The sequence below is a fragment of the Flagellatimonas centrodinii genome (assembly GCF_016918765.2).
GTDB classification, from domain to species: Bacteria; Pseudomonadota; Gammaproteobacteria; order Nevskiales; family Nevskiaceae; genus Polycyclovorans; species Polycyclovorans centrodinii.
The window spans coordinates 1,444,506-1,459,758 of record NZ_CP092104.1 but is presented as its reverse complement, the minus strand read 5'-3'; the positions used below and the strand labels follow the sequence as shown (position 1 = coordinate 1,459,758).

At 61.0% G+C, this 15,253-nt stretch carries 9 protein-coding genes and 1 CRISPR repeat array; of the genes, 1 reads left to right on the top strand and 8 read right to left on the bottom strand.

From position 1 onward, the window contains the following. Positions 1–97 precede the first annotated feature (97 nt). Complete coding sequence (locus tag JN531_RS06860; RefSeq protein ID WP_228348118.1) at positions 98–1,273, bottom strand: FecR family protein; 1,176 nt, start codon at positions 1,271–1,273, stop codon at positions 98–100. Further along, positions 1,270–1,836, bottom strand: a complete 567-nt coding sequence (locus tag JN531_RS06855; protein WP_228348117.1) for an RNA polymerase sigma factor — start codon at positions 1,834–1,836, stop codon at positions 1,270–1,272. The genes JN531_RS06860 and JN531_RS06855 overlap by 4 nt, the downstream gene beginning before the upstream one ends. Before the next feature lie 501 nt (positions 1,837–2,337). Between JN531_RS06855 and JN531_RS06850 the strand changes: the two genes are divergently transcribed. After that, entirely contained in the window at positions 2,338–2,586 is a 249-nt protein-coding gene (locus JN531_RS06850) for a hypothetical protein (RefSeq protein WP_228348116.1), read from the top strand. A 53-nt stretch (positions 2,587–2,639) separates the two neighbouring features. Then, positions 2,640–6,449: direct repeats of the CRISPR family, unit length 28 nt; unit sequence TTTCTGAGCTGCCTACGCGGCAGTGAAC. 130 nt (positions 6,450–6,579) lie between these two features. Here the strand turns inward: JN531_RS06850 and cas6f are convergent. From cas6f to cas1f, 6 genes are read right to left on the bottom strand one after another with little or no spacing between them, the layout of a single operon-like run. Next, on the bottom strand, positions 6,580–7,140 hold the full coding sequence (cas6f, locus tag JN531_RS06845; RefSeq protein ID WP_228348115.1) for a type I-F CRISPR-associated endoribonuclease Cas6/Csy4: 561 nt from the start codon (positions 7,138–7,140) through the stop codon (positions 6,580–6,582). A 4-nt stretch (positions 7,141–7,144) separates the two neighbouring features. Then, positions 7,145–8,164 (bottom strand): type I-F CRISPR-associated protein Csy3, encoded by a 1,020-nt coding sequence (gene csy3 / locus JN531_RS06840; RefSeq protein ID WP_228348114.1) that lies wholly within the window; start codon positions 8,162–8,164, stop codon positions 7,145–7,147. Positions 8,165–8,193: 29 nt separating this feature from the next. Beyond that, complete coding sequence (csy2, locus tag JN531_RS06835) at positions 8,194–9,189, bottom strand: type I-F CRISPR-associated protein Csy2 (protein ID WP_228348113.1); 996 nt, start codon at positions 9,187–9,189, stop codon at positions 8,194–8,196. Continuing rightward, positions 9,182–10,534: a type I-F CRISPR-associated protein Csy1 gene (csy1, locus tag JN531_RS06830; protein ID WP_228348112.1), complete on the bottom strand. Its 1,353-nt coding sequence runs from the start codon at positions 10,532–10,534 to the stop codon at positions 9,182–9,184. The genes csy2 and csy1 overlap by 8 nt, the downstream gene beginning before the upstream one ends. A gap of 34 nt (positions 10,535–10,568) precedes the next feature. After that, a complete protein-coding gene (gene cas3f, locus JN531_RS06825) occupies positions 10,569–14,015 on the bottom strand; it encodes a type I-F CRISPR-associated helicase Cas3f (protein ID WP_228348111.1) in 3,447 nt (1,148 codons plus the stop codon). Beyond that, positions 14,012–14,989: a type I-F CRISPR-associated endonuclease Cas1f gene (gene cas1f, locus JN531_RS06820; protein ID WP_228348110.1), complete on the bottom strand. Its 978-nt coding sequence runs from the start codon at positions 14,987–14,989 to the stop codon at positions 14,012–14,014. The genes cas3f and cas1f overlap by 4 nt, the downstream gene beginning before the upstream one ends. Positions 14,990–15,253 lie beyond the last annotated feature (264 nt).

Here is a 15,253-nt window from a genome sequence, read left to right as displayed (position 1 = left end):
ACGACAGCGAATGCAGAAGATGAAGGTTGGAGGGGAACTTTTTGAAGATCGCGTGCCGCCTGCCGAATGAGGCCGCCCGCGCGGATGCCTGAAACCCCTACCCCCCGCTCGCCGCCAGAACGATACGCTCGGGGTCTGCGGCCACCACTTGCAGGGGCAGGTACTGGGTGAGGGTTTCGACGAAAACGTTGGGGTTGCCAGTGTTGAAGATGCCGCTGATGCGCAGGGCACCCAGCTCGGTATTGGCAAGTTCCACGCGACGGATGCCATAGCGGTTCATTTCGGCCACGGCTTCGTCAAGGCGGTCACCTTCGAAAATAACGCGGCCTTCGCGCCAACTGATGACCTTGCGGACGTCGGTCTGAAGGACAACTGGCGCCGGGCGGGGCGGCGCAGTGGCCGCGACATCGGGGGCAGTGGTCACATCCTCCGGGGCAAGGGCGACCGTGAACTTCTGGCCGGGAGACAGGACCGTGCTGAGTGCCGGCTCTTGCACGCCGGGCGGCGGGCCGCCTTCCGCAGCGGGGGCAGCGCCTTGGGCGGTCGCAGGGGGCAGTTCGGCATCAGTGACTTCGACCTTGCCTTCAATCAGCGTCACTTCAAATTGCTGGGGACTGAGGCGGACATCGAAAGCGGTGCCCAGCGCGGTGACCCGGTGGGTGCCTGCCGTAACGATGAATGGCCGCTGCGGGTTCTTCGCCACCTCGAACAGCGCCTGACCTTGCAGCAGGCGCACCTGACGGACACCGTCATCAAAGCGAACGGCAGCACGGCTATCGGTATTGAGCGTCAACGCTGTGCCGTCATCCAGGGTAACCGCATAGCGCTCCCCAACCGCCGCGCGGTACAGCGTTTCACCGGCCAGCGCATGGCGCGCCCGCGCCTGAAGGTATTGCAGTTCACTCCAGGAACCGCCCGTCACCACCAGCCCGGCCGTCACCACAGCCGCCACACTGGCGGCCAGGCCCCAGCCCAGCGCACGGCGCCGCCAGCGGCGGCGGCTGCGATTGGCGCCCATCGCCAGCACATCGTTCTCGAACGCCACCATCGCGCGTGATCCGTGGGCCGACTGCGCCAGGCGATAGGCGGTGTCCACCCGCTCGAAGGCCGCCGCATGGGCGGGATGCGCATCGCGCCACTGCTCGAAGGCGCGCCGCAGGTGGAGGTCTGCATTTCCTTCCCGCAGGGCGTCGCTCCACTCCGCGGCTTTGAGCGCGATGTGTTCCGGGTCTTCCACGGGGGCCGTGGGGTCGGAAGTGCCCAAGGTGTTCATTCGTCGTCGTTAATGGCCTTGGCAATATGCGCCAAAGCACGCGCCATGTGCCCCTGCGCAGCACGATTGGAAATGCGCAGCTGCGTGGCAATGTCATTGAACTTGTGGCGCCGCATGGCGCGCAAAACGTACACCTCACGGGTACGTGGCGGCAGTTCCTGCAGGGCAGCGATCATCCGGGAAATAGACTGTTCGCCCATGACTTCGCGCTCCGGCGTAATGTCGTTGCGCAGCGGGTGCTCAACCTCATCAAAGGAATCGTGCGCATTTTCGTGATGGGAACGCGCCCGCCGCAGCTCGTCATTGAGTACGCTGGCTGCCACCTGAAACAGATAGCGTTGAACGTGCTCTATCGGCTCGTTCCGCGAACGCTGCATGACCCGCACGAACACCTTCTGAACCATGTCCTCGGCATCCGCAGGATTGTTGACGCGATTGGCGAAAAACCGGTTGAGCGCCTTGCTGTACTGACGCGCCACATTCTCCCAACGCGCGGCATCATCGCTGCCGAAGTCCGCAAGCGACACCGGGTTTTCCGCAACGTCGGGGGCGGGTTCATTCATGGTGCTACCTCCTCCTGGGCGTTCTGACATGCACGCATGTAGCGGAGCGGAGGCTACGCCTGACGGGCAGGAGGTGGCAAGTTTGGGGGTGGACCGGCCGACGAAAGGGCAATACGCTGGCCCCGCCATCGCACGAGCAGCTGCCACCACAGCCTCCAATCCTACGCGCGGGGCAACCCCGGCGTGGTGGTGCCGGGCATATGCCACCCAACGGCCCGCGCGGGAATGGTGCCTTGGGTCCCGACCCCGACTTTTACGGTCGAGATCGGATACGCACCGCTGACCTTTCAGTACTCGTCCAGTGGTGGCCAAGGCGCCATCACTTTGCCGTTACGTCGGCGCCTGGGCAAGTGGCATGGTGCTGTGACGTCGGCATGGATAAGTGCGCTGCCAGCACACCCTTATCTCAACGTCCAGAACGCACCGGGTTATGGGCCCGACGATACGTGGCGCACTGGCAGCGCGGCTTAAGCATATCGCGTTGAGGAGTATCTTTTGCAGATGGCCTACCCCGCCGACAAGCGTTTTGCCCCCACTGGCGACGACCGCGCCGCAGTCTTGCGCCAAGTGAAAGCGGGCACCATCAGCCAAGGCACCGGCACCGCGCGCCTCGGGATGTGCCGGGATGACTTCCTCAAGCTGATGGCTGAGAACGGGTTTCCGGCTGCGGTCTATGGAGCGGCGGCGTTGGCTCGGGAGGTGGAGGACTTCCACGAGGGCACCGCCAAGGAGCGGGGCGCGAGAAAGTAGGTGCTGGGCGATCTTGCACGATCAGTACTGCTGTCGGCATTGTTGAGACTGGGTTTCTGAGCTGCCTACGCGGCAGTGAACGATGATTGGGGAACAGATCGGTATTGAGTGCATTTCTGAGCTGCCTACGCGGCAGTGAACGGCGGGGAATGGACGAAGCATTGAGGAGCAGTTTTTCTGAGCTGCCTACGCGGCAGTGAACAGTGGCTTGAGGACTTCATCGCAGATCACCCTTTTCTGAGCTGCCTACGCGGCAGTGAACCGGTGCGGTCGAACGCCGATAACAGCGAGGAATTTCTGAGCTGCCTACGCGGCAGTGAACTGAGGTAGTAGATCAATGGGCCATCATTATCATTTCTGAGCTGCCTACGCGGCAGTGAACGGCTACCGCATCTTCGGGTTGCACGCGATCAATTTCTGAGCTGCCTACGCGGCAGTGAACCCGATACCCCGCCTCCCACCCAAGTTGGTAATTTTCTGAGCTGCCTACGCGGCAGTGAACGACCCCCAACGCTGAAGGCCAAGCGCATGCCTTTTCTGAGCTGCATACGCGGCAGTGAACCCGACTCTTTCGTGGGTGAGTTACGCGGTCATTTTCTGAGCTGCCTACGCGGCAGTGAACGAGAGCGGGTTGAGTGTCCCAAAGTCGGGCGATTTCTGAGCTGCCTACGCGGCAGTGAACAAAGTCGAGTTGTTGATGTTCGGAGGTGACAATTTCTGAGCTGCCTACGCGGCAGTGAACATGACGCAGATCGATTGGGATCGGATCGTGAATTTCTGAGCTGCCTACGCGGCAGTGAACAGCGGCTTGAGGACTTCATCGCAGATCACCCTTTTCTGAGCTGCCTACGCGGCAGTGAACCCTTACCGGCATCGATGCCGACCTGTTCGACCTTTCTGAGCTGCCTACGCGGCAGTGAACCATCCCCGCATGCGGCGACTCAGTGCCCCCCATTTCTGAGCTGCCTACGCGGCAGTGAACCGCGGGCTGCCGCGCTACATCTGCCACAAACATTTCTGAGCTGCCTACGCGGCAGTGAATGGCGCGACACACTGCTGCCGGCAACGTTTCGCTTTCTGAGCTGCCTACGCGGCAGTGAACACCGTGGAAGCCATGCCCATACATGAGGCAATTTTCTGAGCTGCCTACGCGGCAGTGAACAAGCGCTTATTGATTGGGATGTTGGCGCTGTTTTTCTGAGCTGCCTACGCGGCAGTGAACTATGGCGATGAGCCCGGCGCGGGTCTGTCGCATTTCTGAGCTGCCTACGCGGCAGTGAACACGCGCCACCCTTCCGAACGCGCAAATGCAATTTTCTGAGCTGCCTACGCGGCAGTGAACATGGGGAACCTCAGCACCGCCGAGCTTGAGCATTTCTGAGCTGCCTACGCGGCAGTGAACAGGCTTCCCCGACGGTTACACCGCAATCCCCTTTTCTGAGCCGCCTACGCGGCAGTGAACCTGACACCCCGCCGCCTACCCAAGTCGGCAATTTTCTGAGCTGCCTACGCGGCAGTGAACACCGTCGCTGCCCGCAGCTACGGGTTCGACCTTTTCTGAGCTGCCTACGCGGCAGTGAACCTTCAGTTCGTCGCTCATGTCTCGTCTCCGATTTTCTGAGCTGCCTACGCGGCAGTGAACCCGCACCTTCACCGGCTCGAAGTTCGAGAACATTTCTGAGCTGCCTACGCGGCAGTGAACTCGGTGGCAATGCTGTCCAGGTCATCCTGGTATTTCTGAGCTGCCTACGCGGCAGTGAACCACCTGCTCACCATCTGCCCCGCGGCGTTGCATTTCTGAGCTGCCTACGCGGCAGTGAACACGCGGCCGGCGCGGCCGTCGAGGACCGGGATTTTCTGAGCTGCCTACGCGGCAGTGAACAAACCGTGGCGCGATCCGGCACCGCACGGAATTTTCTGAGCTGCCTACGCGGCAGTGAACTCCGCGAGGCATACAACGCCAAGCTACCGCACTTTCTGAGCTGCCTACGCGGCAGTGAACTTGGTTTGACCCATGAATTCCGGTCATCCTTTTTTCTGAGCTGCCTACGCGGCAGTGAACCGGCAGCGCCGCCCGTGACCGCATCCCGGAATTTTCTGAGCTGCCTACGCGGCAGTGAACGCCGCTGGGAGCGTGTTGCCCTCCAGGTCCATTTTCTGAGCTGCCTACGCGGCAGTGAACCACGGTGGCCACGGTGTGCCCCCGCGCAATCATTTCTGAGCTGCCTACGCGGCAGTGAACGAGCTGCATCGTCACGGCACACAGCTCGATCATTTCTGAGCTGCCTACGCGGCAGTGAACGAAAGAGCCGAACCAGTTGCCCTCGATGGGCATTTCTGAGCTGCCTACGCGGCAGTGAACAAGCGGAAGGCCGCGGCGAAGGCCAAGGCAAATTTCTGAGCTGCCTACGCGGCAGTGAACTGTTCGGCGTGTCCCACACCCCCTCGACGTGATTTCTGAGCTGCCTACGCGGCAGTGAACATGCTCGGGCTATCGCTGTCGCCGGGGGATGTTTTCTGAGCTGCCTACGCGGCAGTGAACACCAGACCGGCGAGACGCCGGACAACGTGTACTTTCTGAGCTGCCTACGCGGCAGTGAACCTCGGCGAGCACTCGATGTTGATCGCGGCCGATTTCTGAGCTGCCTACGCGGCAGTGAACTTCTGTCGCTTGTGCTCGATGTCGGCCTCAATTTTCTGAGCTGCCTACGCGGCAGTGAACGCGAAAGCGACCGCTGGCTGACGCAACCCTGCGTTTCTGAGCTGCCTACGCGGCAGTGAACGACACCGGCCTGCCGTTGACGACCCGCTATCATTTCTGAGCTGCCTACGCGGCAGTGAACGCTGGCTGCCGCTGCAGGTCGCGCTGGCCATTTTTCTGAGCTGCCTACGCGGCAGTGAACTCGATCCGCGAGGGCGCCCCCCGGCTGTTCGATTTCTGAGCTGCCTACGCGGCAGTGAACCACACGTCTGGACCAGATGTCGAATGCGTCCATTTCTGAGCTGCCTACGCGGCAGTGAACGCTTCCACCGGTCGGGCCGGACGGTGACAAACTTTCTGAGCTGCCTACGCGGCAGTGAACAATAGCGCCCGGCCCGCAGGTACATGCGAGGCTTTCTGAGCTGCCTACGCGGCAGTGAACGTCCCCATTCAAAGCGGAGTGATGCATGAGCTTTTCTGAGCTGCCTACGCGGCAGTGAACGATGCAGTTTCAAGATCGTGAAGGCGGAGAATTTTCTGAGCTGCCTACGCGGCAGTGAACGGTGTGTGCTCCGTGTTAGGTGTGGGGGCCGTTTTCTGAGCTGCCTACGCGGCAGTGAACCGGTTCCACTCGATTTCGCCTTCGGTGGCGGTTTTCTGAGCTGCCTACGCGGCAGTGAACGCGCCAGGCGCGCGATGCCTACCGACGGGGAATTTCTGAGCTGCCTACGCGGCAGTGAACGGCCACCGGGTCGAACTTGGCACCTGCCTCAATTTCTGAGCTGCCTACGCGGCAGTGAACCGTATCGTGGCGATGGAGAAAATCAGCGCGGATTTCTGAGCTGCCTACGCGGCAGTGAACGCACCACGTTCACCAGCTGGTCCACGCGGTCATTTCTGAGCTGCCTACGCGGCAGTGAACACGGTCTTCGATCCCTTCGGCGGCCTCATGACTTTCTGAGCTGCCTACGCGGCAGTGAACCAGCAGGTGGGGCGCACGACGGCAGCAACTGTTTTCTGAGCTGCCTACGCGGCAGTGAACGGATCCGTCGCTATGGGCCAGCAGTGAGCGATTTTCTGAGCTGCCTACGCGGCAGTGAACAGGGGGCGTTGCCGCCCCCTGCCTCGGCTCAGTTTCTGAGCTGCCTACGCGGCAGTGAACTAGAGTTTGCCCCACAACCGCCCTAGCCAGGGCGGGCATTTGGGCACTCTATCGTGCAGGGCCCCTTCTCCCACAAAAGCCCGTAACCGCCTGATTAATCAGGCAGCTACGGGGAGGCGCGGAAAAAGGGTCAGAACCAGGCGACGGATCTGGTGCCGCTGAATCCGTAGGTGTTGAACGTGCCGGGGGTCGGACCGCTGGTTGGCTTTTGGCGAACAAACAGCCTGAAGGACTGCCCCGTGCTGGTGCTTCGCACTGTCAGGTAGGGAAGCCTGAGCTGTTCAGCAGCACTGTCTGGAATGGCCTCGCGAGCTTGCTCCTCGGTCCAGCCCTTCCGCTTCATCTGACGCCGACGTAAGCGGTCCGGATTGCTCTTTGCCTGAACCCGGCGGACGTGGCAGTGCTTGGCATCCGCCGGCACGGGACTGATATCGGTGACCTCGGCATGATCCGTCATGCCGGTAAGCCAGGGCATGTCCATAACCCGTTGGAGCGATGGCTGTGCTCCATGCAAGCGCAGACGTTGTCCCAGCCCCACCTTGATGCTGCCGGCATCGGGGAAGCTGACGCCGATGTCGTCACTGTCGAGCTGTACCAGGATGCGGTGCAGTTTCGCGAAGAGGGCGTCCATGAGCTGGTAGGGAGGAAACTCCGGATCAGGACGCAGACGGATATCTACGTAGTGGTCCATTGCTTCAGCCCGCCTCGCCGAAGACGCCGCCGCGAATCAGCGTGGCGATGACGAAATGTTGTTGATCGGCTTCGGGCTTCTGGTCCTTCAGAACCCAGCTATCCAGCAGGCTGTAGAAGTCGAGCTTGGCTTTTGGCTGGCGGTAGGCTTTGCCTTGTGTGGTCACCGAGCCATAGGGCTCGACGGCGATGGGGCCTAACTCCTGAGCATCCGGATACCAGGTGTCGACGGTGCGGATGGCGTTGCCGACTTTCTGTGAATGCATGCCGGCTACGCCATCAACGTCGTACAGAGTCTTGCTCTTCGTTCCACTCGAACGGTCGAGAATCAGTTCCTGTGACGGGAAGACTTCCTGGCCCGCGCCCACGCGTACGAATGCCGTGACTTGAAGAAGGACATGGCGCTTCCCGGAGAGTCCGTCGGCAATCAGCGCCGACAAGGCGTCAATATCCTTTTGCATGCCATCAGGCGTCTGGAAGTTGCGCAGCGAAAGCTTCAGTGCATCGAAGGTCCAGCTCTCGCGCGCACTACCGTCCTCGACATGCGCAACCTGTACTTCCACCTGTTCGGCACCGATACGGTTGCGCCACAGGAAGCGGCTATTAGCAAGGTTGTGTGCATAGCGTCGCGCAAGCTCGCCAAAGCCGTGCGCATCAACGTAGCCACCCACGGTAGCCAGTAGCTTGGCTAGATAGTCAGCATCGTTGCAGGCCGAGGGTTTGCCGGTTCCAGCCAGTACCCGCAGGGTGAAGCTCACGCGCAGTGTGTCAGAAACTGCCGGCAGTGCGGCGACATCGACTGTCTGGAGGTTCGGATTCTCGATGGCGGCATCGAGCTTGGCTGGATCCTGATCCTTGGTTTTCAGTCGATTCGAGATCGTGCCGCGAACGGATTTTGCGCGCAGGGTGACAGGGGTCCAGGCGCTGCTGTCCCGGCGCGCTTTCCAGCTGCCGGAGTGGAAAAGCGCATCGGAAGGGTCGAGTTTGCGTTCGAAGGCAAGTACGGAAGCGGTCTTGAGTGTCATTTGTTCATCCTCGTACGAATTAGTGTGATTCAGTCAAAATCAAAAGCGTGACGCGGGGCGGATTGGAAGTCGTTGCGACATCGATACAGTCCCCGCTCGGGTTCGCAGTCGGCGTACCAGAGCATTTGCCTCGGTGTCTCCAGTCGATGCGGACTGATCCATTGGCCAATGGAATACAGGCTCTCCACAAAGCGGAAGGGCGTGTGGGCGTCGCGGGCATTGGTCACCGTTCCTGGTTCGTGGACGGGGCCAAGAGCGCCGTAACCCACGGGGATCGGAACCGCCCAGCCGATGCCCTTACGGTCGTGGTCCCACTTGCCCGCCGTCTCCGCCTGTTCCTCATTTGGCGGTTGGTAGTGCCAGTTGACGCGCGCCAGCGATAGCCAGGCATCCAGTCGGCTCGTCGCAGCGTCATCCGCCCGAAGTTCGGCATACCGCTGCTCCAGCAGGTCGTCGCGGCTGACCAGCGTGAAGCCCGGAAGTAGCCGCATCCTGGCGCGCCTGAAGGCATCCTCCTGGTCGGATTCACTGCCGGTCAGAGGAATGACATAGGGCGCTCGCCTTCGCGCGGGCGCGCTGGAGGGGATGACGCTGCCGCCGGCAATACGCATGGAGGTCAGCATTTCCGCCACCCGCGCGCAGTCTTCTTCCATGTCTGCGGATCGCATCGTCCAGTCCTCGCTCTGCACCGCAAACACCAGGCTGATGTCCAGATGGATACGTCCTTCCTCGACGATGGCCGCTGTACTGCCGTCGCGCCCCACTGGGTTGCGTGTGAGGCGGAAGGCGTTGACGAAGCTGCCTTGCGTCACCTGCTCCTGATGGTCATGACATACCACGCCGACCGCGTTGAACCGGAAGTCCATATCCGCAGCACGGGTCTTGCGTTCCAGTGCCCACATCAGGCCCAGAAAAGCAGTGACCGATGGGAAGCCATGGGTCAGCGGGCTGGAAATGGCATTGGCGTTCTGCACCCTCAGATTGGGGATCACCAACAGATGATCGAACTTTAAGGGTTCAGCCATGGGCCACCTCCGTCCCGCTGGAAGCCTCCGCCGCACGTCGTTGCAGGGGTGCTGGCCATTCGGCATCGATGATGGCCTGCCGTGCCCAATGCGCGTGCTCGGCATCACCGACGGGCAGTCCGTGCGTCAGCAGCAAACCGTTCAGCCAGTTACCAAATCGGCTGACAACTTCATCGGGCCAATCCTTCCATTCGTAGGCGACAGCAAACGCAGTGTCATCATCCAGGTTATCTGGCCGGGGTAGCAGGCTCGTGCGATCAGGGTCCAGCCATAGTTGTTCGCACGGCGGGAGTTTGCAGCTCTCATCTCTGGTCCAGCCCGGAGCGAAGCGTTGTCTCGTTGCTAGCCCGAATGCGGCGAGTGATTCCCCTAACGCCTGCTCAATCCGTTTGCGCGCATTCCGGGTTTCCACGGTCGGGGGCGGGTTGCTCGCCAGGAGGTCAGTCAGTGCTTTGATCTGGCTGCGTACGCCCTCGAAGTATTGAAAGCGTTCCAGCGCTGATTCGATATTCAGGAAGTTCTTGGGCCTGTCCAGCTTCCACTGTGGCGGGAGTGAACTCAGCAGGTAGTTCACGCCGCCACGCTCACTGTTGAGTTGGCTGATGTTCTGGGGCTTCGTCCCTCCCAGCTTGCGGATTACCAGATTCCGGTAGTCTTTCAGGGTGCCGTCGTAGGGCTTGTTGTCCCGTTTAGCCTGACGGGCCACCTTACTTGCGTCGCTAAACCGGGCATCGGAAATGTCGGCGTGCACGGCATGCGCAAGACTGCTGGAGAAAAGAGGCTGCAATAGTTGATATCCGGCGTCGTCCGCTGGCTCGTCCGAAACACACCAGTAAAGCTGCTTGGCATGTACATGGGAGGCGGGGGCCTCTCCCTCACGAACGAGCTCGTTGAACGATCCGACCCATTCGCCGGCAAGGTCTTCATCCTCGCTCAACGCCGAGAGCAGATCGGCATCATAGTCCTGCATCCAGTCCAGCAAGCGCCTGCCTTCAACCTCGATCTTCAGCAGTTTATAGACATCCAGGGCGGCAGCGTTACCGACGATGTCATCGGCAAATTGGTCCTGCAAGGAGTGCGTACCGATCTCGGCGTGTTGGGGCAGGGAGTCCGGAGGCGCACGAAGATTGCTGCCGCGTGCATCAGGATGAGTGGCCTTGAGTACATGTGTGACGGCCTGAATCTGTTTTACCCGTCGTGCGGCATCGCCCAGCCATGTGGCGTAGTCATATTTAGCGGAATCCGGGTCGTCTCCACCGCCTTTTACCTTGGCCGCACGCCGCTCTTCGATGAAGGCGGCGATGGTTTGTCGGAATTGTTGCGCTCGTTCGCTTCGTACTTGCATTGGTTAACTCCTTGAAGAGGTTCAGTTGGGTTATTCAGCTGCGGTTTTCTCCTTCTTTTGGTGGGCTCGCTCGCGTGGCGGGGCGATGTGTCGCAAACCCCAGCGCAGGGGCGTATCGCCACCCCTGCGTACTGGGCAGAACACTGACGGTTGCGAAGCGCATCGCGCATTCGCGTAGAGACAGTCCTTGCGCATCGGCTTGATCGCTCAGCAGCATCATCAGATCTGTATCTCCCCAGGGCGCGATGCGCGGCCCCATCGTTTGCTGCAGGTCGATGGTGTGTTTCTGGCTCTTGTCGATCTCGACGTAGAGCTTGGCGCCAGGCTTTCCGGCGTCCTCATCCACGCGGTACAGGCGCAGGGCCTCCTCGTCTTCGTCAGGGAGGAAGACCAGTTCGACCTCCTTCACCGAGCTGTCGCGGAAGGGTTGCTGCTGGGGCAGAACCCAGGTCAGTGCGGCTTCGGGGAACTGCCATGCGCAGGCTGCGTTCAGTTCCGGAAGATCAGGAGTCCCCCTTCGGCTCGTAGACGCCGATGACGGGTAGCGCCTTGGGGACATGCAATCCTGGAGTCGCGCGTGTTCGAGATCGACAAGGCTCCGCTTGGGCTCCCACTCAAGTTGCGGACGCGGCGCGATACGTGGCACGGCAGTCAGCGGGTTGTACTCCTCCGGACGCAGCAATTTGTCGAGGCGGTGGCTGAGCAGCCGGAATTCGTGATCCAGATTGCCGCGCTTGTGTTCGAAGCCCGGCCACAGAAATGCCGGCGCCGGATTGCTACGGTCACGCGCTGCCTTGAAGTGCCTCAGATTAGTGTCAAAGACCAACACGTTGGGGCTGGTGCACGGCTTGCCGCGGTGACGTTGCACGCGGCCCGCAAGCTGGATGAGCGAGCGCATGGATGAAGGCTCGACCACGGCCCAGTCGTAGTCATGGTCGCGGCCGACTTCGGTGACCGGGGAGCCCAGCACGATGAAGAGATGGTTCTGCTCCGAATGGCTGTCGATGGCCTGACGGATGTCCGGCAACGCATACACCGCGTCCTTGTCGCGACGATTCAGCGCTTGGTCGAGGCGGTACTCAATGGCGGAGCGCAGCAACAGCGGAAAGCGGGCGTGATAGACGCAAAGGTGGATGCGGTAATGCTCAGGTGCCCCGCGTTGAAACAGTGCCTGTGCCACGTCGAACAGCGGTTCGATGTTGGCCATGCGCACCAAGCCGAAACTAACGCGCTTTTCGCTGTTTGGGCAGGTTTCCGCATGGGCATCATGGGCTTGCATAGCGGTGGCAAGCACTTGCTCCGCAAACTCACGCCGCATGGGTTCGTCCCGAGTGGCGCTGATCTTCAATGGGACGAGCGTACCCCGGCGCCTGGGTTCGGCTTTCTCCAATGCGGCCGCGCGGCCGGCAACAAAGCGAGAATGCTCCTTCGAGAAGACGCTGACATCCGCGCAATCCATGACCTGGGTGCCGAATTCGTCGATCCACAGACAGGCCACGTCCGGCGAGCACATCGCTTGCCCTCCATGTGAACCGCGATTGCGTTGGTAGTGCGCGCGGCCGGCGTGATAGGCCAGGTACATGCCTTCTACCAACGCTGGCGGCAGCGTCGCGGAAGAGAGCATGACCCGTGTGCCGAGCATGCCTGACCAATGCATCAATCGCGTAAGGGCCGGCAGGTCATCAAGGTCGAAGTCGTCAAGCTCATCCAGAACGAGGTCGCTACTCATCATGCGCAGCATTGGTGCGATCTGCCGCCCTGACCGCTGTGCCTCGGTAGCTGGCATCAGATGATCGATGGTGCAGACCAGCATCGGCGCCGAAAGTAGGGATCGGATTTTCTGATCGCGCATCGCCTTGTCCAGCAACGGGTGGCTGACCGTCGTGCCTTCGTAGAACACATGCCCGTCTTCTTCGATCAGCGCCTGTCTGGACGCCGACCCGCTCTGTTCCGCTTGTTTCTCGTAGTACTCAAATAGTGCGCGGTTCGCAGAGCCCCCAACGCGAATCGCCAGTTCGTCATCGCCAAGCTGCAAATCCTTGCGGTAGCTGCGCCCGGTTTGCAACGTGAGCGTACGTAGCCCCAGCGCGAAGGTGGCGCGCATGCCGAGTTGGGAGTCAGAAAGCGCATACATCACGCGAGCGTTGGCTAGTGTCTTGCCACAGCCTGTGGATGCCATATTGATGATGAAGGCACCGTTTTTACCTGCCTTCTCCCGAAGGCTCGCCGCCGCATCGGCCGCCTTGTCCTGCCATGCGAAGCGCTTGTCTGCACTGCGCTTTCGCAGACCTCTATGGCGGGCCAGGCGCGGCAAATGTTGCTCGAAATGTGGCAGCGCATGAACGATATGGCCCGCGCCACGTGCAACGCCCAGCAGGTGTTCGTCCAAAGGTTGCTTGAGTTTCCCTTCGTGTGTGTTGGCAAACAGGGAATACGCCGCATCGCCCCGCACGCGCTCAGGTGAACCGGGTGCGAGACTGGAATAGTGATGGTCTGCCAGCATCAGGCTGAGGCGGGCGAGGTGCATCACGAAGGGGTTTCCCAGCCAACCATTCGGATCGGGTGACGGGGCTAGCGAGGATAGCTTTTGTGCGATCCTTGATGCCTGAGCGCGCCATTTCGGCAACGTGACGGGCAAGGGGCCAGCAAGCGCCCAGTACGTCTCGATGGTCTTAGGGTCAGCAGGCTGTCGTACTTCGTTCCAGTTGTGGCCGACCGCTTTCAAGAGTTGGGGAATTTGCAGTGGACTGAAGGAAAGTGATCGCTTTCCCAGCCAAGCCTGACTGCCGTCGTCGTTCTGGACAGGCAGTGTGGGCAACCGATGATGTGTGACCACCAGCCAGGCAATGGCTGCGGCCAAAGGGGGCAGCTTGATGAAGGGCGGTGGAGCGTTGGGATCAAGTCCATCCCGCAGGTAGCGGGAAGGGTCCGACCAACTGGCATCGTCGGCTGCGTCTGGCGATGCCAGTCGTCGTAGCCACGTCGCATCGTCTTCATTGCCGACGAAAGCGAGAAAGAGGCGCAGTGATACCCATTCGTGGCGGAACAGGTTCTTCTCACGAATCTGATGTCGGAGCTTGGCCTGGAAGGCGACGCTGGCCTTGCCGAGGTCGTGAAGCAATACTGCCATCTGCGCCAGTAGACGGATGGCCTCGCCGGTATGCCAATCGTTCTCGTCAGCCTTCCTCAGGACATTCCGTCGTGTGGTGTTGGTGGGAACTGCACCCTCTGCGTTGAAGCGGCTGGCGTTACCGACGACCCAGAGCAGCTCACTATGGTCACGACTGCGGTTCCAGTGGCAGGCAACGGCGGTGTTCTTGCGCGCGGTTTTGCGCAGCAGGCGCCTCAGCGTTTCAAGGCCTGCCTTGGTGATCGGGGTTTGCCAGGTTGTATCACCTCGACGCTCTGCGAACTGGTCCAGAATGCGCCGGGTTTCGGTAAGCGCCCGCTTGTCGCACTGGGAGACGATCAGCACGTTCATGTCGCTTCTGCCGCGGTATCCATCGCAACGGTCTTCAGCGTATCAATCATGCAATCGAGCGCCTCCGTCTGCGTGAGGCGCTCAATGCAGGCTTGTCGGAAAGTCTGCTCATCATCACCTCGCATGGCGGACAAGAACGCCTGAGGGAGGATGACTGCATCCTTGACCAGGTCCGCGACATCGAAGACCAGCCCGCCACGACGGGTCTTGCCATGCAAGACGGCCAAACCATGCGGAAGCCCTAGTACCCAGGTCGCGGTTGCGCCCAGACCATAGGCCAGATAGTTGCCGTGATCCAGGAAGCGATTGGCAGGATCGCTCCCCACACCACCCTTTGCCCGCGTGAAATTACCGTAGCCGGTTGCATCAACGGCCAGTCGGAACAATGCTTTTGTGAGCCGCGCCTCTTCCGTCAACAGGACATTGGTATCGGGTGCGGTTTGTACTGCAATGGTCGAGCGATCCAGAAGTACGGACAGGCGCTCCTTGTCGATCTCGAATCCCTTCTCCCGCACGCCACGCGGGGCCAGCCAGCTTTCCCGGAGGCGTTGCAGACGCGCATGTTGCAATGCCTTGGCTGCCGACAGGCGCAATGCATCGTCAAACCAGAATTTCACCCAGGCCTGGAGATACTCGGTCGGGCGGTACTCGCTCTGCGGCGAGAACCAGGCGACCTCGATATCGACCTCGTTGGCGCTGAACAGTGGCGTTCCGCCGCCACCGCAAAAGCCCACCAACACGCCCGCCTTGGCAAGCTCCCGTACCGCGGCCTGGGTAATGGATGTCCCCGTGCCCAACAACACGGTCGTGGTGTTGGCGATCGGGATGTTCCAGTAGAGCGACTCCCGACCTTGGTCGGTGACGTACTCGACGCGCCCCCCTTTGACCAACACTCGGCAATGCTGCAGGTAGTAGAGATTCGCCCGCTTCGAATGCAGGATGGATTTGAGATCAGTCGGGGAGAACGTTTCCACGCAGCCTCCTTGGCCAAGCACGCCGAGCACATCAGCGGTTCCACGATCTCAGACTAGCGTCTCAATCCGTGAGACGGAAGCTTATGTGGGCTACAAAACCCCACCTCCGCCTCCAATACCGTCGTATCCATTCGCTGCAACAGCTTCGCCGCGAGCTCGATGGCGGGCCGTTCGTAGATGAAGAAATAGCGGCAGGCGGCGAGTTTTCCGCGGCCGGTGTCGGCGGCATTGGGCCGTGCATCGTGGGCGATCTCGGCTTATTAC

Bases quoted from the DNA above. Each gene is read 5' to 3' on its own strand.
- JN531_RS06855 (WP_228348117.1), bottom strand. From the start codon at position 1,836: ATGAATGAACCCGCCCCCGACGTTGCGGAAAACCCGGTGTCGCTTGCG.
- cas6f (WP_228348115.1), bottom strand. From the start codon at position 7,140: ATGGACCACTACGTAGATATCCGTCTGCGTCCTGATCCGGAGTTTCCT.
- JN531_RS06850 (WP_228348116.1), top strand. From the start codon at position 2,338: ATGGCCTACCCCGCCGACAAGCGTTTTGCCCCCACTGGCGACGACCGC.
- csy3 (WP_228348114.1), bottom strand. From the start codon at position 8,164: ATGACACTCAAGACCGCTTCCGTACTTGCCTTCGAACGCAAACTCGAC.
- csy2 (WP_228348113.1), bottom strand. From the start codon at position 9,189: ATGGCTGAACCCTTAAAGTTCGATCATCTGTTGGTGATCCCCAATCTG.
- csy1 (WP_228348112.1), bottom strand. From the start codon at position 10,534: ATGCAAGTACGAAGCGAACGAGCGCAACAATTCCGACAAACCATCGCC.
- cas3f (WP_228348111.1), bottom strand. From the start codon at position 14,015: ATGAACGTGCTGATCGTCTCCCAGTGCGACAAGCGGGCGCTTACCGAA.
- JN531_RS06860 (WP_228348118.1), bottom strand. From the start codon at position 1,273: ATGAACACCTTGGGCACTTCCGACCCCACGGCCCCCGTGGAAGACCCG.